Below are 20,394 nucleotides of genomic sequence, written 5' to 3'. Positions count from 1 at the left end.
AATGATGTCGGCTAAGCTTTGGGCGCCTGCCCTTACTGCTTGCGCATTAGCCACAAGTCTGGCACTTGTGGGTTGTAGCAAAGACCCGAAAGAAGCACAGCAAGCTGCTGCTGCACAAAAAATGCCACCTACTGAGGTTGGTGTTCTAGTGGCTCAAGCTCAGGCCGTCGAACAGACTGTAGAACTGTCTGGCCGCACCTCAGCGTATCAAATTTCTGAAGTTCGCCCACAAGTGAGCGGCATTGTCTTAAAACGTCTGTTTGCCGAAGGCAGCTACGTCCGTCAGGGGCAAGCGCTGTATGAAGTGGACTCACGAACTTACCGTGCGGATGCCGATAACGCCCGTGCTGCGGTACAACGCGCCCAAGCCAACCTCAACATGTTGCGGACCAAAGAAGGCCGTTACAGTCAGCTGGTCAACTCCAATGCCATTTCCAAACAGGAATATGATGACATCGTGGCGCAAGTGCGTCTGGCAGAAGCCGACCTGAACTCAGCACGCGCACAACTGAAAAATGCCGAGATCAATCTGGGCTATTCAGTGATTCGTGCGCCAATTTCAGGTCAAACCGGACGTTCAACCGTCACAGCGGGTGCCTTGGTAACTGCGAATCAAGCTGATCCGTTGCTGACCATTCAACAGCTGGATCCGATTTACGTCGACATTAACCAGTCGAGTGCTGAACTGATCCGATTGCGTCAGCAATTGAGCCAAGGTAATCTCAATAACAGCAACAACACCACGGTCAAGTTAAAGCTTGAGGATGGCAGCACCTATCCAGTTGAAGGTAAATTGGCTTTCTCGGATGCCAGTGTTGATCCGCAAACCGGTTCTGTCACTTTGCGCGCCGTTTTCAGCAACCCAAGTAGTCTGTTATTGCCGGGCATGTATGCCACGGCACAAATCGTGCAAGGCGTGATTCCCAATGCCTATCTGATTCCACAACCTGCCCTGACCCGTTTACCGACAGGTCAAGCCGTAGTGATGATTGCCAATGCACAAAACAAGGTAGAAAGCCGTCCGGTTGAAACTTCTGGTACGCAAGGAGCCAATTGGATCATCACCAAAGGTCTGCAAAACGGCGATAAAGTGATTGTGGATGGCGTCGCCAAAGTGAAACCGGATGCACAGGTCGTGGTTAAACCTTATACGCCAAAAACAGCACCGACAGCGCAGCCACAACAGCAACCATCAGGCTCAAAAGCTACCGTAGCTCCGAAAGCATCCACTTGAGGACTTGCATAAATGGCTAAGTTTTTTATTCATCGCCCCATTTTTGCTTGGGTGTTGGCATTGGTTATCATGCTGGCCGGGATTATCACCCTGACCAAGATGCCGATTGCCCAGTACCCAACGATTGCGCCGCCTACGGTCACCATTTCTGCCACCTATCCAGGTGCATCTGCGGAAACCGTGGAAAATACCGTAACCCAAATCATTGAACAGCAAATGAATGGTCTGGATGGCTTGCGTTATATCTCTTCCAACAGTTCGGGTAACGGTCAGGCCAGTATCCAGGTCAACTTCAAACAGGGCATCGATCCCAATATTGCTCAGGTTCAGGTTCAGAACAAGCTGCAATCTGCAACCGCCCTGCTGCCGGAAGATGTGCAACGCCAAGGCGTGAAAGTTACCAAATCAGGCGCCAGCTTCCTGCAAGTAGTTGCTTTCCATTCACCGGATGGTTCTCTGTCTGATGCCGACATTAAAGACTACGTCAACTCCTATATCGCCGAACCGCTCAGCCGTGTTGCAGGTGTTGGTGAAGTGCAGGTTTTCGGTAGTTCATATGCGATGCGTATCTGGCTTGATCCAGCCAAACTGAGCAGCTACCAGCTGACCCCGAGTGACGTTTTAACTGCATTGCGTACACAAAATGCGCAGGTGGCGGTGGGTCAATTGGGTGGAGCACCTTCTGTTCCGGGACAAATGCTGAATGCCACCGTGAATGCGCAGAGTTTGCTGAAAGATCCACAACAGTTCCGTCAGGTATTCCTGAAAAACACCAGCTCAGGTGCCAAAGTGACCTTGGGTGATGTGGCAACTGTGGAACTGGGCCCGGAAAACTATCAGTTTGTGTCGAAATTCAACGGCAAACCGGCAGGTGGTGTCGCGATCAAACTCGCAACCGGCGCCAATGCACTGGATACCGCACAGGCTGTAGAACAACGTATGCAACAGCTACGTAAAAACTACCCGGCCGGACTAGAAGACTCGCTGGCCTTTGATACCACCCCATTCATCAAACTTTCGATTGAAAGTGTGGTGCATACGCTGATCGAAGCGGTGATCCTGGTATTTATCGTGATGTTCCTGTTCTTGCAGAACTGGCGCGCCACGATTATTCCAACGCTAGCCGTTCCTGTCGTAGTGCTGGGAACCTTTGCGGTTATCAACCTGTTTGGCTTCAGCATCAACACGCTCACCATGTTTGCCATGGTTCTGGCCATCGGCTTGCTGGTGGATGATGCGATTGTGGTGGTGGAAAACGTCGAACGGGTGATGAGCGAAGAACACACCGATCCTGTCACGGCAACCGAACACTCGATGCAGCAGATTTCTGGTGCACTGGTCGGGATCACCACGGTCTTGACTGCAGTATTCGTTCCAATGGCATTCTTCAGCGGCACCACCGGGGTGATCTATCGCCAGTTCTCGATTACCCTGGTCACCGCGATGATTTTCTCATTAATCATTGCCCTGACCTTTACCCCAGCGCTGTGTGCGACCATTTTAAAACAGCATGATCCGAACAAGGCTCAAAGTAATCATCCGGTTGCGCGTTTCTTCCGCTGGTTTAACCACAGTTTCAACCGTCTGTCACAAGGCTATCAGAACATTGCCAAGAAAATGCTGGTCCATAAACTGGCTTCAGGGGTGTTCTATGCGGTGATTCTGGCGGGTCTGGTGTTCCTGTTCCAAAAACTGCCAAGCTCGTTCTTGCCGAATGAAGACCAAGGTGTAGTACTGACCTTAGTCCAGTTACCTCCAAATGCAACACTGGAACGTACCGGGAATGCCATTGACCAGCTCACGGGCTTCTTTAGAGAAGGCAATAAAGAAACCGTGGAATCAGTTTTCAGTGTTGCCGGTTTCTCCTTCAGTGGGGTTGGACAAAATGCCGGTTTGGCCTTCGTTAAACTGAAAGACTGGGATGAGCGAACCACACCGGAACAGCAAATTGGCGCGTTGATTCAACGAGGGATGGCACTGAATGCGATTGTGAAAGATGCATCCTACATCATTCCTTTACAGTTACCGGCAATGCCTGAACTGGGTGTCACCGCCGGCTTTAACCTGCAGTTAAAAGATGCTTCTGGTCAGGGCCATGCCAAACTGCTCGAAGCACGTAACATGATTCTGGGTATGGCCGGACAGGATAAACGCCTGATGGGTGTGCGTCCAAATGGTCAGGAAGATACCCCACAGTACCGCATCCTTGTAGATACGGAAAAAGCCAGCTCAATGGGTGTCAGTATTTCTGAAATTAACAGCACCATGGGCATTGCCTGGGGTGGCCGTTATGTCAATGACTTCATTGACCGTGGCCGTGTGAAGAAAGTCTACGTACAAGGTCAGGCTGATTCACGCATGCAGCCGGAAGATCTGAACAAGTGGTATGTACGTAACAACAGCGGTGAAATGGTGCCATTCTCGACCATTGCCACCGGTGAATGGACTTATGGTTCACCACGTCTGGAACGTTATAACGGTATCTCTGCCGTTAACATTCAAGGTACACCAGCACCGGGTGTCAGCTCAGGTGAAGCCATGCTGGCTATGGAAGAAATCATCGCCAAACTGCCTTCGATGGGTCTGCAAGGCTTTGACTATGAATGGACCGGTCTATCGCTAGAAGAACGTGAGGCGGGTTCACAAACCGCTTCGTTGTATGCGCTATCGATGCTGATTGTGTTCCTGTGTCTGGCCGCACTGTATGAAAGCTGGTCGATTCCGTTCTCGGTGATGCTGGTGATTCCACTCGGGATTATCGGTGCGGTCGGTTTGACTTTCCTGGGCATGATTCTGACCAAGGATCCAAACCTGTCGAATAACATTTACTTCCAGGTGGCGATTATTGCGGTGATTGGTCTGGCGGCGAAAAATGCCATCCTGATTGTAGAATTTGCAAAAGAGCTACAAGAACAGGGCGAAGAACTGCTTGAAGCCACCCTGCATGCTGCGAAAATGCGTTTACGCCCGATCATCATGACCACCCTAGCCTTCGGTTTTGGTGTGTTGCCGCTTGCCTTGGCTTCGGGTGCCGGTGCCGGTAGCCAGCATTCAGTCGGTTATGGCGTGCTTGGTGGTGTGATCAGCTCGACTTTACTTGGAATCTTCTTTATTCCGGTATTCTACGTGTGGATTCGCAGCATCTTTAAATACAAACCTAAAAATAACCAGGAGCAAACATCGTGATGCAAAAACGAGGATCGTTTTTAGGTCGTGGCATTGCGGTATCTGCACTTGCGCTTGCTTTGACCGCCTGTCAAAGCATGCGTGGCCCAGAACCCGCGGTGAAAGCAGACATTCCGGCAAGTTACAGCAACTCAAATGGCAGCAAGCAATCGATTGCTGAACAGGGTTATCAGGATTTTTTCGCGGATCAACGTCTGCAGCAAGTGATCCAGCTGGCCTTGAACAATAACCGTGATCTGCGTACCGCGACCCTGAACATTCAGCGTGCACAGCAGCAGTACCAGATTTCGGAAAACAACCAGTTACCGACCATTGGCGCCAGTGGCAGCGTATTACGTCAGGACACCCTGAATACGAAAAACCCAGTGACCAACTACAATGTTGGTCTCGGTGTGACGGCTTATGAACTGGATTTCTGGGGACGCGTGCGTAGTCTGAAAGACAATGCGCTGGACAATTACCTGGCAACACAAAGTGCACGGGATGCCACGCAGATCAGCCTGATCGGTCAGGTTGCACAGGCCTGGATGAGCTATTCCTTTGCCAATGCCAATCTGAAACTGGCCCAGCAAACCCTGCAAGCCCAACTGGAATCCTACAACCTGAACAAAAAGCGTTTTGATGTCGGGATCGACAGCGAATTGCCGGTCCGTCAGGCGCAAATTTCAGTAGAAACTGCGCGCAATGACGTGGCCAACTACAAAACACAACTGGCTCAGGCACAAAACCTGCTGAATCTGCTGGTGGGTCAAACTGTTCCTGCAAACTTATTGCCACAGCAGCGCCTCAACCGTGTGACTCAGCAGACTGCTCTTGCTGCAGGTTTACCTAGTGATTTGCTGAATAACCGTCCGGATGTGAAAGCTGCGGAATATCGGTTGAGTGCAGCGGGTGCCAATATTGGTGCGGCTCGCGCACGCCTTTTCCCGACCATCAGCCTGACCGGTTCTGCGGGTTATGCTTCAAGTGACCTGACTGATTTGTTCAAATCCGGTTCTTTTGTCTGGGCAGTCGGTCCAAGTCTGGATATCCCGATCTTTGACTGGGGCACCCGCAAAGCCAACATCAAGATCTCTGAAACAGACCAGCAAATTGCCTTGGCCAATTATGAAAAATCGATTCAGTCGGCTTTCCGTGAAGTTAATGATGCCTTGGCGACACGTGCCAATATTGGTGAACGTCTCAGCGCCCAACGCCGTTTAGTGGATGCCACCAATAGCAGCTACAAACTGGCCAATGCGCGTTTCCGTGCCGGAATTGACAATTATCTGACTGTTCTCGATGCACAGCGCGCTGCATATGCAGCGGAACAGGGTTTGCTGTTACTAGAACAGGCCAATCTGAACAACCAGGTCGAACTGTACAAAGTCCTCGGTGGAGGTGTAAAAGCCAGCACTGCTGATCAGGTGACCCGTCAACCCTCTACGGCTGAGCTGAATCAGAACAGCAAATAACGCGTCATCATTGCATACGAAAACAAAAAGCCAGCTGCAAGATCAGCTGGCTTTTTTATGCTAGGAACAGAGGCTTTTTCCTTATTTCACGCTACTTTTACGGATCATTTTATACAGTAGCTTCGGTGACAGACGGGAAATGAAGACCCCGAGTTTTTCTTTCACACCGCCAATCACAATATATTCTTCACCACGCAATAAGGCCTTCAAGGTCTGCTCGGCAAATGCCTCCGGTTCAAGTCCGTTTTCAATGGCACTGTCCTGATGGCCTTGTGGTTGGCCTTCACCATTGAGCGCATTAAAAGACACATTGGTTTTGACAAAACCTGGAAAAATCACCGACACCCCAATCCCCTGCTCACTCACTTCTGCACGCAAGCTGTTGGCCCACATGTGGATCGCACCTTTCGCCGCAGAATACGTCGCGCGATATTGTGTGCCCAGCAAACCGGCGACACTGGAAACGAATACCACACGTCCAGACTGCTGTTTGAGCAAGGTCGGCAATACCGTCTTGGTCAGAAAAACCTGGGAAAAATAATCCACTTCCATAATGGCGCGTTCGGTCTGCATGCTGGTATCGCGAATCAGGGCGCGCTGGCTCAGTCCGGCATTGTTAATCAGCCAGTCAATTCGACCCTTTTCCGCCAGTACTTGCTGATAAGCTTGTACCACCTGCTGCTCATCACAAATATCCGCAACAATCGACAGATGCTGCTCGGGCTGATGCAGACTGGCACGTACTTTTTCCAATTCTTCATAACGGCGCGCCGTCAAAACCAGCTGCACACCGCGTGCCGCATAGGCTTGTGCCAATGCCTTGCCCAAGCCCGAAGAAGCACCGGTAATCCATACCACCTGATTGCTTAAGTCTTGCTGCGCCATATCTCCCCCATTGAAATAGATCAAGGCTGAAGTCATCGTCATAGGATTCAGATCCCGGTAGACCCTCACATCAGCCCATATTGCTCCACGTTTATACTCCAAATCCTCATGACTGTTAATGCACCAAGTAGATTTCGTCCTTACTCATCATCATTAAGCATTCAGATAGATATCTTGCGCAGCATATTAATGGATGGCTCACACTTGGACACTAAAAATCGCTTCAACAACATTTCTAGCAAAAATGAGTGCTTTCTCTCCCCAGATTGACCATTGAAAATCGAAAGTTGCTGATATAGACAAGTGCTGTGCCGAGCAAAACGTGTTTTGCTCGGTTTCTCTCCTTAAATTCGAATGAATTTTTGCTACAATAGCTGCAATTTTTTATTCACTTTTGATCTGTTCTGACTATGACTGATTCTGCGCAAAATATTGCTACGACTTACGATCCTACCGAGATCGAGAAAAAATGGTACAAGACTTGGGAAGAGAACGGCTATTTTAAGCCATCTCAGAAAGGCGAATCCTTCTGTATCATGATTCCGCCACCAAACGTCACCGGCAGCTTGCACATGGGTCATGGTTTTAACAATGCCATCATGGATGCCTTGACACGCTATAACCGTATGTCAGGCAAAAACACTTTGTGGCAGCCGGGCACAGATCATGCAGGGATCGCCACCCAGATGGTGGTTGAACGTCAGCTGGGTGCACAAAACATCAGCCGTCATGACCTAGGCCGTGAAAAATTCATCGAAAAAGTCTGGGAATGGAAAGAACAGTCCGGTGGCAATATTACCCGTCAAATCCGCCGTTTAGGTTCGTCTGTAGACTGGTCACGTGAACGCTTCACCATGGATGAAGGGCTATCCAATGCGGTGAAAGAAGTCTTCGTCAAACTGCATGAAGAAGGCCTGATTTACCGTGGCAAGCGTCTGGTGAACTGGGACCCGAAACTGCAAACCGCGCTTTCTGATCTGGAAGTTGAGTCTGATAAAGAAGAACAAGGTTCACTCTGGCACTTCAAATATTTCTTTGAAGATAAATCCCTGCGCACTCACGATGGTAAAGATTACATCGTGGTTGCCACGACACGTCCTGAAACATTGCTCGGTGATACTGCGGTTGCGGTTGCCTTGGATGATGAACGCTATGCAGATCTAGTGGGCAAAAACATCATCCTGCCAATTACCGGCCGTGCAGTTCCAATCGTGAAAGATGAATATGTCGACAAAGCATTCGGAACCGGCTGTGTAAAAATCACCCCTGCACACGACTTCAATGACTATGAGGTAGGTAAACGCTGCGAATTACCAATCATCAACATCTTCAACAAAAACGCAGAAGTGTTGGCCGAATTTGAATACATCGCCAAAGCGGGCGAACAGATTTCTAAAACCATCCCTGCACCTGCAGACTACGTTGGTTTAGAGCGTTTTGAAGCCCGTAAAAAACTGGTTGAACAGGCGGAAGCTGAAGGCTGGTTAGACCAGATTCAACCATATACCTTGAAACCACCTCGCGGTGACCGTTCAGGCGTCATTGTTGAGCCATTATTGACCGACCAATGGTATGTGAAAATTGCACCGCTTGCTGAGCCTGCGATTCAAGCCGTAAAAGATGGCGAGATTAAATTCGTGCCGGAACAGTACAGCAACATGTACATGGCGTGGATGAACAACATTCAGGACTGGTGTATCTCGCGTCAATTGTGGTGGGGTCACCGCATTCCGGCCTGGTACGATGCCGAAGGCAATGTATTCGTTGGCCGTGATGAAGCCGAAGTGCGTGCGAAAAACAACATCCCTGCCGATGTTGAATTGAAACAAGACGAAGACGTATTAGATACATGGTTCTCATCTGGTCTGTGGACTTTCTCAACGTTGGGCTGGACTGGCGACGCAGCAAAAGATAAAGAAAACTATTTCCTCAATACCTTCCACCCGACCGATGTGTTGGTGACCGGTTTTGACATCATCTTCTTCTGGGTGGCGCGCATGATCATGATGACCATGCACTTCATGAAGAATGAAGACGGCACACCGCAAGTTCCGTTCAAGACTGTGTACGTTCACGGCTTGGTGCGTGATGGCGAAGGCCAGAAAATGTCGAAATCGAAGGGCAACGTACTGGATCCTTTAGATTTGATTGACGGTGTAGACCTTGAAACACTGGTGCAAAAACGTACTACAGGTTTAATGAACCCGAAACAGGCGGCGAAGATTGAAAAATCAACGCGCAAGGAATTCCCGGAAGGCATTCAGGCGTACGGTACCGATGCGGTGCGTTTCACTTTCTGTGCGCTGGCGAATACCGGTCGTGACATCAAGTTCGATATGAAACGTGTGGAAGGTTACCGTAACTTTGCCAACAAAATCTGGAACGGTACACGTTTCGTGTTGATGAACGTGGAAGGTCAAACCGTAGGTCAAACTGCACGTCCTGATCTTTGGGAATTGCCTGAACAATGGATCGTCAGTCGTCTGCAAAAAGCGACTGCTGCAGTACAAACTGCATTTGCCACTTACCGTTTAGACCTGGCTGCGCAAGCCATTTACGAATTCATCTGGAATGAATACTGTGACTGGTATGTAGAGTTAACTAAGCCTGTTCTGAATGATGAAAATGTTTCTGAAGAACGTAAAGCGGAAGTTCGCCGTGTGTTGCTTGCGGTCATGGAAGCCTCTTTACGTCTTGCGCATCCAATCATGCCGTACCTGACCGAAGAAATCTGGCAAACCCTTGCACCAATGATCGGCTTGGGTGGCGAAACGATTATGCTGGCGCAGTATCCTGTGGCTGACGAAGCATTAATGAATGACCAAGCTGAAGCGGACATGCAATGGCTGCAAGGTTTGATTGGTGCGGTGCGTAACATTCGTGGTGAAATGGGCTTGGGTAATGCTCGCCTGTTGCCTGTTCTTTTACAGAACACGACTGAAGCTGAAAAAGCGCAAATCGCTCGTATCGAAGCATTGGTTAAAGCCTTGGCCAAGGTGGAAAGCATTACCTTCCTGACCGATGCTGAACAACCACCATTGTCTTCATCTTCTGTCGTGGGTCACGTGTCTGTATTCGTTCCTATGAAGGGCTTGATTGACCCTAAAGCGGAATTGGGTCGTCTGCAAAAAGACTTGGACAAAGTGCAAAAGCAGCATGACCAGATTGCCAACAAACTTTCTAACGAAGGTTTTGTCGCGAAAGCACCTGCGGCAGTGGTGGAAGGTGAAAAAGTGAAACTTGCTGAATTCGCTGATCAGTTAGCGAAGATTAAAGCGAATATGGAGCAAATTGCAGCGCTTTAATGCTGTAGTTTGATAATTCAAAAAGCCACCTTAGGGTGGCTTTTTTTATATTTGTAAATATAATTATTAAAAAATCAAGCAGATAATTACTAATGAAAATTTCAAAGATACATATCGAAAACTTTCGGGGTCTTAAAAATATTGATTTAACACCTTCACAGATGAATTGTGTCATTGGTGAAAATAATGCAGGTAAATCCTCAGTATTATTAGCTCTCAAACTTTTTTTAAATGGTTCAAAAGTAAATATCAATGATTATCACGATCCTTATCAGCCTATACTTATAGAAGTAACGTTTAACTCAATAACAGAAAATGATTTATTGAAGATAGCTGATGATGAACATAGATCTAGAATTAGTAATTTAATACAAGATAATGAGCTTAAGTTTCAAAGAAAATATGATTCTAATCTCTCATCGGAATTACTTTGTTATAAAAAAGTCCCGATAAATGAAATTTACAACGAAAATTGGTATAACGAAAACTTAAAAGGGAAAACAGGTTCAGCTCTCAAAGAGTTTATGAAACACACCTATTTTTTAGATGATGAACAAATTTCCGATATTAGAACACAAGCAACGGCGAAAGAAATAATCGAGCAGATAGCAACTACTTTAAATGAAGACGATTTACACTACGTTTGGGGTAATTTACCAACAGGAATTAATGTCATAAGCCCTATTTTTCCTGAACCCATATACATTCCAGCAGTCAAAGACTTTTCGGATGAAACTAAAACTAAGGAAACTACTAGTTTTGGTAAACTTGTTAAAATTCTTTTTAGCCAAATTGAAGCCTCTGAAGAATTTAACGAGATTCAGACAGCATTTGAAAACTTAAATAAAATGCTGAATAGACAACTAGTAACTAATAATGACAGTGAAACTATTGTTGATAATCGATTAGAAAGTGTGAAACAACTTGAATTAGATATTGAGAAAGTTCTACAAGAAAGTTTCTCTAATATTAAGCTTGAATTACAAATCCCAAATCCTGAACTTAAACAAATCTTTAATAGCACACAAATTTTGATAGATGACGGTATCAAGTCTACTATTGATTACAAAGGCGATGGAGTCAAAAGAAGTTTAGTATTTTCGATACTTAGAACTTATGTTGAAAGATTAAATAGCTCAAATATAAATCCTGACTATATATTCTTATTTGAAGAGCCAGAGCTATATCTACACCCAAATGGGCAAAGAGTTCTTTATAATGTACTTGAAAAACTATCTGGTAAGGATCAAGTATTCGTTACAACACACTCACCGAACTTCTTTTCTGCTACAGCTAAGGAAACTTGCTTTATTAAAATTTATAAAGATCTTTCCACAATTCCACCAAGTTCAAAAGCTAAAGAAATCAATTTTGTAAAAGATAGTTCTTATAAAGATGCTTTCCAAATTATATGTTATGAAAACAGCACACCGGCTTTCTTCTCAAAAAAAGTTTTATTAGTTGAAGGCGATTCAGATTTAATTTTTTTAAAAGGAATTTCACCTTTAATTAGCAGTACATACTGCTTCGATAAATTAAATATTCCTATAGTTAGAATTAATGGAAAAAATAATATTAAACGCTTCATCAAATTCTACCAACATTTTGATATTGAAGTTTTTTCCTTGTTAGATCGTGATGTGTTACTGGATGGGTTTACTCATCTTGAACTAGGTGATGCTAAAGATGAAATAATGCAGCTCAGAGAAGTATTTATAAATAAAATTGATCAAATATGTGCGGATCAAAATATTATTCCAAAGCTAAAAAGCGATGATATTAAGACCCAAAGAGAAAATCGTAGTTGGGTTGAAAAATACTATAGACTTAAAGAGTTAACCTTAAAATTCGAAAATGAAAAATCATTAACCAGTGATGAATTTAAGGAAATTAGATCACTTTTTGAATTTGAGATAAATCATGTAAGAAGAATAGCTTTAGAGTTGGAAATTACACAAAATCTACCTGAAAAAGTCGCCCTAATTAATAGATTATATGAACTCGGCTATTTCATTTTAAATAATGGAGCTATAGAAAATTACTATCCTTCTGGCTATACAGGTGCAGATAAACCATCAAAAGCGTTAAATGCTTTAGAAATTATTAAATCTTCAGATATTAATTACTTACCAAAAATCCATTATCAAGACAAAGAAGATTGTGAAATTTCGAGAATGATGAATAAAATTTTCTCATAGAATTTTAGAGAATCTAACCCATCTTATGATGGGTTAGATAGCTATAAATTAAAGAGCTTGATGCCCCAACAACATCTCCAACTCTTTCACCCGACTCATATATTTCAGCTGTTCCTTTTCAACCTTCACCTGCTGTTTTAAATCCGCAGTATCCACATCAATTTGCTTATACAAATCTGGAATCTGAATCTTTACTGCTTTTGATTTTTGAGCAGCGATTTTGGCTTTTTTCGTCCAATTCAGTGAAGCAATAATCTCATCGATTTGGCTGTCTAACTGCTGACTTTGCGCATCGAGTGCGAGCTTATAAAACTTGATTTGCTCGGCAGTTAAACCTTTTTGCGTTGCTCCTCTATTCTGCTCAATCTGTATTTGCAGTTTCAGCAAATAAAATAAATCCTGCTGTTCATAGGCGGCATTGGCATGTTGCAGCATTTCGGTTTTTTCAAGTTTCTTGCTTTCGTCTTGCTCACGGTCAGGGTGAATCACGGCAGCGATTTTTAAATACACGGTTTTCAATGACTGCTCTGCCATTTTTTGTGCTTGCTCACGTTTCTCTTGCTGGCGTTGCAGTTTGGCGTGTTCACGTTCACGCTGGTGTTGTGCATGATCCCAATCATCCAGTTCATCAAATTCGCCAAAGCCATCATCTGGCTCTAATTCAGTACGTTCAAAAATAGGCCCTGTGTCAGGAGATGCTTTCTTCCTGGCTTTTTTCGCTTGTTCATATTCAGCATACTGCTGATAAAAAGCATAAAGCTCGTCGACTGTAGTTAACTGCTGCTCGGACAGCGCTTGTGAGTCTTTTAAAAGGGCTGCGAGAGATTGAATTTTATCGTCAAGCTGTGCCATATCGGCTTTGGAGAATGCATTGCTCTGCAAGCTGTGCCATAACTGTTCAAGCTGCTGAAATAAAATCACCTGCAATTCGTGATAGACGGGCACGAGAGTTTGCCGTGCATACTGCTGAATCTCGGTTTTCGCTTGTTGCCATGCGGCCAGTTCAACCTTTTGCTGTTCAATTTTTTCAATCAGACGATTGAGCTTTTTTTGCTGCGGTGAAAGCACTGCGTCTGGCTGTTGAGTTGTTTTTAAATCGAGAGACATCGCAAAGATCAAAGCAAAAGAAAAATTATAGCGGATTTGAAATTCGTATCGCTTGCTTTTGCATGGTCTAAATAGACGATATGTACGCCATTTCTTAGTCGTCAGATCTCTTATTCAGTTTCTGAGTTTCTCTCACTTCAGACAAAGTACAGGTTCTACTGATGTGAACCACAAGTGAGTCATCAAGGCTGTGTTTTTATCGGCCTTCTCAGAAGTAAATTTGGGATAAAGAACAGACCATCTCAGAAAAATATTAGCAAGTCGATTTTAAATAATGAACAATCTAGAATAGATTTTATCCACATAACACACTCCAAATAAATGAGAATCATTCCATATATGATCTCACTTTTTGCCACTCTTGCCACACCTCCTACTTACCCCTATTTATACAAGAAACATCAACCCCATATGCAAACACAATCACATCAAAGAAATTATTAGCCAATCAATTCACAATAAAGTGTAAAAATCACAAATAATATGGTTAAAAATAAAACATTATATATTTTATAAATATAATTACATGTTAAAAAGCTTTTAAAAATTAAGTACTAATTTTGAATCAATATGATATTTGTTAATTAATGTTAATAAAATAGAATCTTTGCGCTTGATGTGATTGATCACTTTATCGGTTAAGGAATAACTATGATCTTGCAGCAATACAAGATTGTTTTTGGCGGTACGATGGGTGCAGGTAAGTCTGCGGCAATTCAGGCATTGTCTGATATTCCAGTCATTGGAACCGAAGCAGTCAATACCGATACAGACGCGCACAGCAAATATTTGACCACTGTCGGAATCGATTATGGGGAAATCGTTCTGGATGAGGGGCTAAAAATTGGACTGTATGGTACTCCAGGACAAGATCGCTTTGACTTTATGTGGTCGATTGTCTGTAAGGGTGCTATCGGCACAGTCATCCTGATTGATCATAGCCGTAATGAACGTTTGCAAGACTTAGAGTTCTATTTAAATGCATTCGAAGCTCATGGCAACAATATTGTGGTTGGCATTACCCATCTAGACCAACAGGATGATCAAATGCTGAAGATCTATCGGGACTGGATGCAGGTGAACCACCGACATTACCCGCTCTTTGCAGTGGATGCAAGACAAAAAGATGATGTGTTATTGATGACCGAAGCTTTAATTGCAACGGCTGAAATAGTTAAACCATCAATCAGCTAAAAGGATTTTATTCACCATGAATGCAGCGCTAAACTCACGTCAAATTCCGCAAGGTCTCATTGATATCGGTCGGGCAGAAATTCAGGAATTACTGAATAGCGTTTCTGGCATTGATTTTGTCATGCTCTGTTCATCTGACGGTTTTGAACTGGCTTTGGCCAGCAAGAAGAATCTGCAAAATCCAAGCAAGATTGCAGCGGTCAGCAGTTCGATCTTGGCAATGGTGTCTGCCTTTATTTCCGAAATTCAATTGACTGGCTGTAGAACCATTACCCTGGATGCCGATAACGGCAAAGTGATGCTCACGGGTGTAGATCACCCGCAATATCCAATGGTGATTGTGGCTTTAGCTTCGCGTGATGTCCTGATTGGACAACTGCAATACACATTAAAAAAGGTCGTAGAAACCTTAACAACGAGTACTTAAAGAGCACTCAGCGATTAGCACAGACCATTATTTACCTGTTCTTCACACAATACGGAGTACAAAAGTGTCTTGCTTTATCCGACTGAATGCGAGTGAACCATGAAAAAAATTTTAAATATTGCGGTTTTCGGTCTCAGCCTGAATATGCTCGATCAACTCAAGGGCCAAATTCTGCTGGCCGTACCGAATGGGATTCAAGTGCAATGGGTCAATATTGCCGAACAAAAAATTGATCTGCTCATGGTCAATGATGCTTTTTTTCAGTCCTCCAGCATTCAAAAAATTCTGTCACATCATGGTATGCCCTATCTGCGCCTGCTCAAAACTTCCAGCGGTGGTGGGAAAATTGAAGCGGATAACCTGAGTTATCCGGTAGAACAGTTGACGGATTTACAGCAGTGGTTACAGGAAAAATTCTTTGACTATGAACCGCTCTATACCTTTAAACCAGCTCCAGCGGTCAGTGAAGAAAAAGTCAATATCAGCACCATCATCAGTGAATGTTTACTGCCGCGTAATGGTTATATCCAGCTGTTTGACTCCAGTGGCTTCCTCGCATTGGTGGATACCATGACCGAACGGGTTTGGGTGAATGGCGACAACCCGATGCTGTCTTTTAATAAAAGTCTGAACCAGACCTATGCCACCAGCCAGTTTGTGCAGGAAACCAGTAAAAATAAAAAAGCCCAGGATCTGCGTAACTGGTTATGGCAAGCGGCATTTCGTTCGGCAGCACTCGACTTACCCAAGATTCAGCTCAATCAGCATTTTCAGCTGGAAATTTGGCCACAATTTGATACCGGATACGAGCGGCGTGATCTGCTCAAGATTTCTGCCTGTTTTGCGCAAGGTGCCCAGCTACAAAGCGTTGCCGATCATTTGAATATTTCACATGAACGGCTCATTAAATTTGTAGCCATTACGCATCTGCTCAAAATGGGCAAATGGATTGAACCTCATGAAGCACAATTCATGAGAGGCGATAAATCAGCTGATAGTAATCAGATGATTAAACTGCGCGGTTTCTTTGGGAAACTGCGTAAAAAACTAGGTCTGTAAAAAGATGGATTTTTTCGGGGACATCCCCCATAACACAGGTGAAAAATAAAATGGCACGTATTGCACTAGATACCTTAACAGCAATTGATGGTTTTGTTGCATCAGCGCTTGTAGACAGTGAAAGTGGTCTTGCTTTGGCAACTCAGGGGACAGGAATCAATTTGGAACTTGCTGCAGCAGGTAACACAGAAGTACTTCGTGCAAAACGTAAAGTGGCGAAAGCACTTGAATTAAATGACGGGATCGAAGATGTTCTGATCACTTTAGGCAAGCAATATCACTTGCTTCGTCCACTAGAAACCAATGAAAACCTATTTTTGTATTTAGTTCTTGATCGTGCTAAGTCAAACCTCGCTATGGCACGTTTTGAATTGAAATCATTCGAAAAAGAACTCGATTTTTCATAATTGAGTCTGATGGCATGCCTGTGCAAATGTAAAGCTTTGAGCTTGCAGATGCACAGCCCTCACGCTGTCTTAAAGCCTTTTCTTGGGGAAAGGCTTTATTTTTTGCACGGCAATAGCCCGTTATTCAACATCATCAATATATAAGGATGAGCAAATAAATCTGCTTTTGGCCCATGACTGAGTCAAAACTGGCCGATTCAATCCTTCCCCTGTAAAAAACCAGCACCAAAAAAGTCCATATTTTCCATATTGGTGCAGCTATTTGCTTTATATCGAGTCTTGAGGATTATTAAGAATCTTTAATCAATATTTCCCACATCAATTGCATGTATTGGTGCAAATTTCATCGTTATACTGATCACCTCCGTGACAGCAGCACTAAAACTGAACTTTGCATATGCCGAATATTGATCTTCTCTTTCTACTCTTAGGTGCCATTCTGGTTCTGGCCATGCACGCTGGCTTTGCCTTTTTGGAATTGGGAACAGTACGCCATAAAAACCAGGTCAATGCCTTGAGTAAAATTTTGGCCGATTTCTCAATCTCTGCCATCGCTTATTTCTTTATCGGTTATTACATTGCCTACGGTCAGCATTTCTTTCACAGCGGGACAACGCTCGCACTAGATCATGGTTATAACCTGATGCGCTGTTTCTTCCTGCTGACTTTTGCTGCTGCAATTCCTGCCATTATTTCGGGCGGGATTGCCGAACGGGCAAAAATGCGCTCACAGGCCATCGCGACACTATTTTTGGTTGCCTTGGTCTATCCATTCTTTGAAGGCATCATGTGGAATGGCAATTTAGGTCTGCAAAACTGGCTAAAAGATGTATTTGGTGCATCTTTCCATGATTTTGCCGGCTCCGTCGTGGTTCATGCCATGGGAGGCTGGATGGCCTTGGCTGCTGTCCTGTTATTGGGTGCACGTCATGGTCGCTATAAAAAAGATGGCCGCGTCAGTGCTCATCCGCCCTCTTCCATTCCATTTTTGGCCTTGGGTTCATGGATTTTGATTGTAGGCTGGTTTGGTTTTAACGTGATGAGTGCGCAACGTCTAGATGCCATTTCTGGTCTCGTTGCGATTAATTCGTTGATGGCCATGGTCGGCGGCACTATTTCAGCCAACCTGATCGGTAAAGAAGACCCAGGCTTCCTGCACAATGGTCCATTGGCCGGCCTAGTGGCGATCTGTGCGGGTTCAGATATTGTACATCCGGTGAGTGCACTGATCATCGGTGCCGCTGCAGGGGCTATTTTCGTTAAACTCTTTACTGTGACACAGAATAAACTCAAAGTGGATGACGTCCTCGGGGTTTGGCCATTACATGGTGTTTGTGGTGCCTTTGGTGGCATAGCCGTCGGTATTTTCGGCCAGAGCTGGCTCGGTGGCCTAGGAGGTGTTTCCATGATGGCGCAAATCATCGGGACACTGCTGGCGATTATTGTGGCATTGGCTGGTGGATTCATCGTTTACGGTATCCTGAAAGCGACTATCGGTATTCGTCTGTCACAAGAAGATGAATATCGCGGTGCGGATCTGGCCATTCACAAGATCTCAGCCAACTCAGAAGAAAATATGTTTTAAATTCTGTAAATATATGGCGGCTCAATAGAGCCGCTTTTTTTATTTCAATAAAATTTATGTACGTGTTAGATATTACTCGCCTGTAGAAGAATATCCGAATGAAACGATGTAAGGAGCAAGGCCTGCATTTGGTTCGAGTATCCGCTGAATATGATCTATTTAAATTTCCCACGTAGTACAGCGCAAATCGCGCAATCTTCAGTCTATGCATCCTCGTGATTCTACCAAGCCAATCGTTTGCATATTCCAATTACCGCCAAGAGAAATGCCTCACAAAATCACCTCCCGTGCTGCGATCTTAAGCTGAATTTAAGTTGCAACTGTTGCAATAGCGCATGTTTTTGCCTCTGGTCGCTGAACAATGTCGCAAACCACCCGATTTTTCCTGACGCATAGCCTATTGTTAATCATCAGCTTGGTGCTGTTGCTGCTGTATGTACCGGTGGGTGGTACACTGGACTTGGCCTTTATTCAGCCCTGGATGGATCAAACGGGACATTTCTTTGCGCGTAATGACTGGTATCTGGCTGAACTGAACCATACCATCGTCAAGGACGTGATTATTGCAGCCTATGTCAGTATTTTTCTGCTTTGGCTAGCTTCCTTTAAAATGAACCGGTTGGCACAACGTCGCTGGCACTATGGTTACTTTTTCTGGCTGGTCATTCTTGGCACCAGCCTAATCGGTTTACTTAAATCACAATCTGCACATGCCTGCCCATGGAATATGACCCAAAGTACTCTGACGGGTTTTGCCTGGAATTTTAATTTGGAAAATGGCCACTGTTTCCCTGGAGGGCATGCCAGTACCGGTTTTGCCCTCATCACCGGTTACTTTGTGTTTCGCCTGCTGCAACCTGCACGTGCCTATTTTTATCTCATCGCAGCCCTGATTTTAGGATTTGCCATGGGCTGGGCGCAAATGATGCGCGGTGCGCATTTCCTGAGTCATAATTTATGGACCGGCTGGATCATTTGGACCTTGAATTTAGCTGCCTATGCGCTGTTTTACCGACGTTTTCTTCTGAACCCAGTGGGTCGGTAAGCGTACCAGCACCCATAATCCACCAAGTTCTGTACTCCGGTCCATCTGAATACTGCCGCCCAAACGCTGAATCGCCTTGTGTACGATGGACATTCCCAAACCGCTGCCCTGCTCCAGATGGTGATGAATGCGATAGAAGCGTTTCATCACCTGCTCATACAATTCAGGTGAAATTCCGGGACCGCTGTCTTCAAGTAAAATATAGGCATCATCATCCTGCTGATAAATAGATAAATTAATTACTCCACCAGCCGGTGTATATTTAATTGCATTATCCAGCAGGTTAAAAATAATCGAGTGTACTGCAGTGGGCTGGCTATGCATCCGTACAGTTTCATTGCGCAACAAACCTAAATCCTGTTCCTTTTGCATCGCCAAATGCATCAGTTCTTCCACACAGCTCAACGCCACCTGATTCAGTTCGAAATCTTGAGGCTGTTCCAGTTCGACCAAAAAAGCATCCTGCTTGGCCAGCGTCAAAAGCTGACTGACCAGATGCTGCATGCGCACAAGACCCTTGCTCAGATTTTTAATTTCCGGCTGATCGGGAAACTGTTTTTGTAAAATCTGGGTTTGCAAATTTAATGCGGTAATCGGCGTACGTAATTCGTGGGCGGCGTCAGCAATAAACTGTTTTTGCTCTTGCTGGGCAATCGAAATCCGTTGCAGCAAATGGTTCATTTCTTCAATGGTGGGTAACAGTTCCGCTGGATATTCCAGATCCTGAATAGGCGTCAGATCATCTGAGTTCCGTTGTGCCAGTTCTGCTTTAAAGTCATCCAAGGGTTTTAAACTGCGCTGGATGATGTGAATCAGCCCCCATAAGGCCAATGGAATAATCAGCATATAGGGAATAAACAGGCTGGCGGCCAGCTCCCAGGCCAACATTTCCCGGACACTTTGCTGCTGGCTCACCTGTACCTGATAATCTTGTAGCGGAATCACATAGGCCAGCCAGGTACCTGAAAAACTCTCATGTTCATAAAATCCCGCTTGAGGGACTTTTACAGGCATTAAGACTTGGTTCGGATGCTGTTGATGGGCCAACTCGCGATAGGACCAGATATCAACAAAAAGATCTTCTTCTGAATATTTTCGGTTCGGATCAAAATCACTTTGCTGATGACGCAATTCCTCTGCGGCTACACGTTCCGCCTGAAAACGCATCTGCTTGTCCAGAATTTCATTGATTTCCTGTAAAGCGACCTTATAAGAGGACACCATCAGGATACAGCCGAGCACCACACTAAAAATACCTGTGAACCAGATCAGGCGTTTTTTCAGGGAATAGGAGCGCTGCTGCATAGA

The 20,394-nt window shown here is 44.9% G+C and carries 14 protein-coding genes; 11 read left to right on the top strand and 3 right to left on the bottom strand.

The genetic code is table 11. From position 1 onward, the window contains the following. Position 1 precedes the first annotated feature (1 nt). The 3 genes from PGW99_RS03210 to adeK are packed head-to-tail and all read left to right on the top strand — an operon-like array spanning position 2 to position 5,874. On the top strand, positions 2–1,234 hold the full coding sequence (locus PGW99_RS03210; RefSeq protein ID WP_273778661.1) for an efflux RND transporter periplasmic adaptor subunit: 1,233 nt from the start codon (positions 2–4) through the stop codon (positions 1,232–1,234). Between the two features lie 12 nt (positions 1,235–1,246). After that, on the top strand, positions 1,247–4,420 hold the full coding sequence (locus PGW99_RS03205; protein WP_273778660.1) for an efflux RND transporter permease subunit: 3,174 nt from the start codon (positions 1,247–1,249) through the stop codon (positions 4,418–4,420). Then, positions 4,420–5,874 (top strand): multidrug efflux RND transporter AdeIJK outer membrane channel subunit AdeK, encoded by a 1,455-nt coding sequence (gene adeK, locus PGW99_RS03200; RefSeq protein WP_273779417.1) that lies wholly within the window; start codon positions 4,420–4,422, stop codon positions 5,872–5,874. The genes PGW99_RS03205 and adeK overlap by 1 nt, the downstream gene beginning before the upstream one ends. A gap of 81 nt (positions 5,875–5,955) precedes the next feature. On the opposite strand, the gene PGW99_RS03195 is transcribed toward adeK, so the two are convergent. Further along, positions 5,956–6,759: an SDR family oxidoreductase gene (locus PGW99_RS03195; RefSeq protein ID WP_273779416.1), complete on the bottom strand. Its 804-nt coding sequence runs from the start codon at positions 6,757–6,759 to the stop codon at positions 5,956–5,958. A gap of 410 nt (positions 6,760–7,169) precedes the next feature. Between PGW99_RS03195 and PGW99_RS03190 the strand changes: the two genes are divergently transcribed. Together PGW99_RS03190 and PGW99_RS03185 are read left to right on the top strand one after the other, a co-directional pair. Further along, complete coding sequence (locus PGW99_RS03190) at positions 7,170–10,064, top strand: valine--tRNA ligase (RefSeq protein ID WP_443098206.1); 2,895 nt, start codon at positions 7,170–7,172, stop codon at positions 10,062–10,064. A gap of 92 nt (positions 10,065–10,156) precedes the next feature. After that, positions 10,157–12,262 carry an ATP-dependent nuclease gene (locus PGW99_RS03185; RefSeq protein WP_273778658.1) on the top strand — a complete coding sequence of 702 codons (2,106 nt, stop codon included), beginning with the start codon at positions 10,157–10,159 and terminating at the stop codon, positions 12,260–12,262. A gap of 48 nt (positions 12,263–12,310) precedes the next feature. On the opposite strand, the gene PGW99_RS03180 is transcribed toward PGW99_RS03185, so the two are convergent. Next, complete coding sequence (locus PGW99_RS03180) at positions 12,311–13,369, bottom strand: molecular chaperone DnaJ (protein ID WP_273778657.1); 1,059 nt, start codon at positions 13,367–13,369, stop codon at positions 12,311–12,313. A gap of 651 nt (positions 13,370–14,020) precedes the next feature. Here PGW99_RS03180 and PGW99_RS03175 point away from each other — a divergent pair. The 6 genes from PGW99_RS03175 (at position 14,021) to PGW99_RS03150 (ending at position 19,086) form a co-directional block, all read left to right on the top strand. Next, the gene (locus tag PGW99_RS03175) at positions 14,021–14,563 is read left to right on the top strand and encodes a GTP-binding protein (protein ID WP_273778655.1); all 543 of its coding nucleotides are present in this window, start codon (positions 14,021–14,023) and stop codon (positions 14,561–14,563) included. Between the two features lie 16 nt (positions 14,564–14,579). Then, positions 14,580–14,990, top strand: a complete 411-nt coding sequence (locus tag PGW99_RS03170) for a roadblock/LC7 domain-containing protein (protein WP_273778654.1) — start codon at positions 14,580–14,582, stop codon at positions 14,988–14,990. Positions 14,991–15,089: 99 nt separating this feature from the next. Then, entirely contained in the window at positions 15,090–16,049 is a 960-nt protein-coding gene (locus tag PGW99_RS03165) for a hypothetical protein (protein ID WP_273778653.1), read from the top strand. Between the two features lie 50 nt (positions 16,050–16,099). Then, positions 16,100–16,456 (top strand): roadblock/LC7 domain-containing protein, encoded by a 357-nt coding sequence (locus PGW99_RS03160; RefSeq protein ID WP_273778652.1) that lies wholly within the window; start codon positions 16,100–16,102, stop codon positions 16,454–16,456. 397 nt (positions 16,457–16,853) lie between these two features. Next, entirely contained in the window at positions 16,854–18,041 is a 1,188-nt protein-coding gene (locus PGW99_RS03155) for an ammonium transporter (RefSeq protein ID WP_273778651.1), read from the top strand. Between the two features lie 361 nt (positions 18,042–18,402). Beyond that, positions 18,403–19,086, top strand: a complete 684-nt coding sequence (locus tag PGW99_RS03150) for a phosphatase PAP2 family protein (protein ID WP_273778650.1) — start codon at positions 18,403–18,405, stop codon at positions 19,084–19,086. On the opposite strand, the gene PGW99_RS03145 is transcribed toward PGW99_RS03150, so the two are convergent. After that, positions 19,030–20,391, bottom strand: coding sequence for a sensor histidine kinase (locus tag PGW99_RS03145; RefSeq protein WP_273778649.1), 1,362 nt, complete (start codon positions 20,389–20,391; stop codon positions 19,030–19,032). The two genes, PGW99_RS03150 and PGW99_RS03145, sit on opposite strands and share 57 nt — an antisense overlap. Positions 20,392–20,394: the final 3 nt, after the last annotated feature.

Source organism: Acinetobacter sp. GSS19, from assembly GCF_028621895.1.
Taxonomy (GTDB): Bacteria; Pseudomonadota; Gammaproteobacteria; order Pseudomonadales; family Moraxellaceae; genus Acinetobacter.
This window is presented reverse-complemented; position numbering and strand designations above follow the sequence as displayed.

What these genes read in the sequence shown, in the direction of transcription:
- PGW99_RS03210 (WP_273778661.1), top strand. Translation starts at nt 2, where the DNA reads ATGATGTCGGCTAAGCTTTGGGCGCCTGCCCTTACTGCTTGCGCATTA.
- PGW99_RS03205 (WP_273778660.1), top strand. Translation starts at nt 1,247, where the DNA reads ATGGCTAAGTTTTTTATTCATCGCCCCATTTTTGCTTGGGTGTTGGCA.
- adeK (WP_273779417.1), top strand. Translation starts at nt 4,420, where the DNA reads ATGCAAAAACGAGGATCGTTTTTAGGTCGTGGCATTGCGGTATCTGCA.
- PGW99_RS03195 (WP_273779416.1), bottom strand. Translation starts at nt 6,759, where the DNA reads ATGGCGCAGCAAGACTTAAGCAATCAGGTGGTATGGATTACCGGTGCT.
- PGW99_RS03190 (WP_443098206.1), top strand. Translation starts at nt 7,170, where the DNA reads ATGACTGATTCTGCGCAAAATATTGCTACGACTTACGATCCTACCGAG.
- PGW99_RS03185 (WP_273778658.1), top strand. Translation starts at nt 10,157, where the DNA reads ATGAAAATTTCAAAGATACATATCGAAAACTTTCGGGGTCTTAAAAAT.
- PGW99_RS03180 (WP_273778657.1), bottom strand. Translation starts at nt 13,369, where the DNA reads ATGTCTCTCGATTTAAAAACAACTCAACAGCCAGACGCAGTGCTTTCA.
- PGW99_RS03175 (WP_273778655.1), top strand. Translation starts at nt 14,021, where the DNA reads ATGATCTTGCAGCAATACAAGATTGTTTTTGGCGGTACGATGGGTGCA.
- PGW99_RS03170 (WP_273778654.1), top strand. Translation starts at nt 14,580, where the DNA reads ATGAATGCAGCGCTAAACTCACGTCAAATTCCGCAAGGTCTCATTGAT.
- PGW99_RS03165 (WP_273778653.1), top strand. Translation starts at nt 15,090, where the DNA reads ATGAAAAAAATTTTAAATATTGCGGTTTTCGGTCTCAGCCTGAATATG.
- PGW99_RS03160 (WP_273778652.1), top strand. Translation starts at nt 16,100, where the DNA reads ATGGCACGTATTGCACTAGATACCTTAACAGCAATTGATGGTTTTGTT.
- PGW99_RS03155 (WP_273778651.1), top strand. Translation starts at nt 16,854, where the DNA reads ATGCCGAATATTGATCTTCTCTTTCTACTCTTAGGTGCCATTCTGGTT.
- PGW99_RS03150 (WP_273778650.1), top strand. Translation starts at nt 18,403, where the DNA reads ATGTCGCAAACCACCCGATTTTTCCTGACGCATAGCCTATTGTTAATC.
- PGW99_RS03145 (WP_273778649.1), bottom strand. Translation starts at nt 20,391, where the DNA reads ATGCAGCAGCGCTCCTATTCCCTGAAAAAACGCCTGATCTGGTTCACA.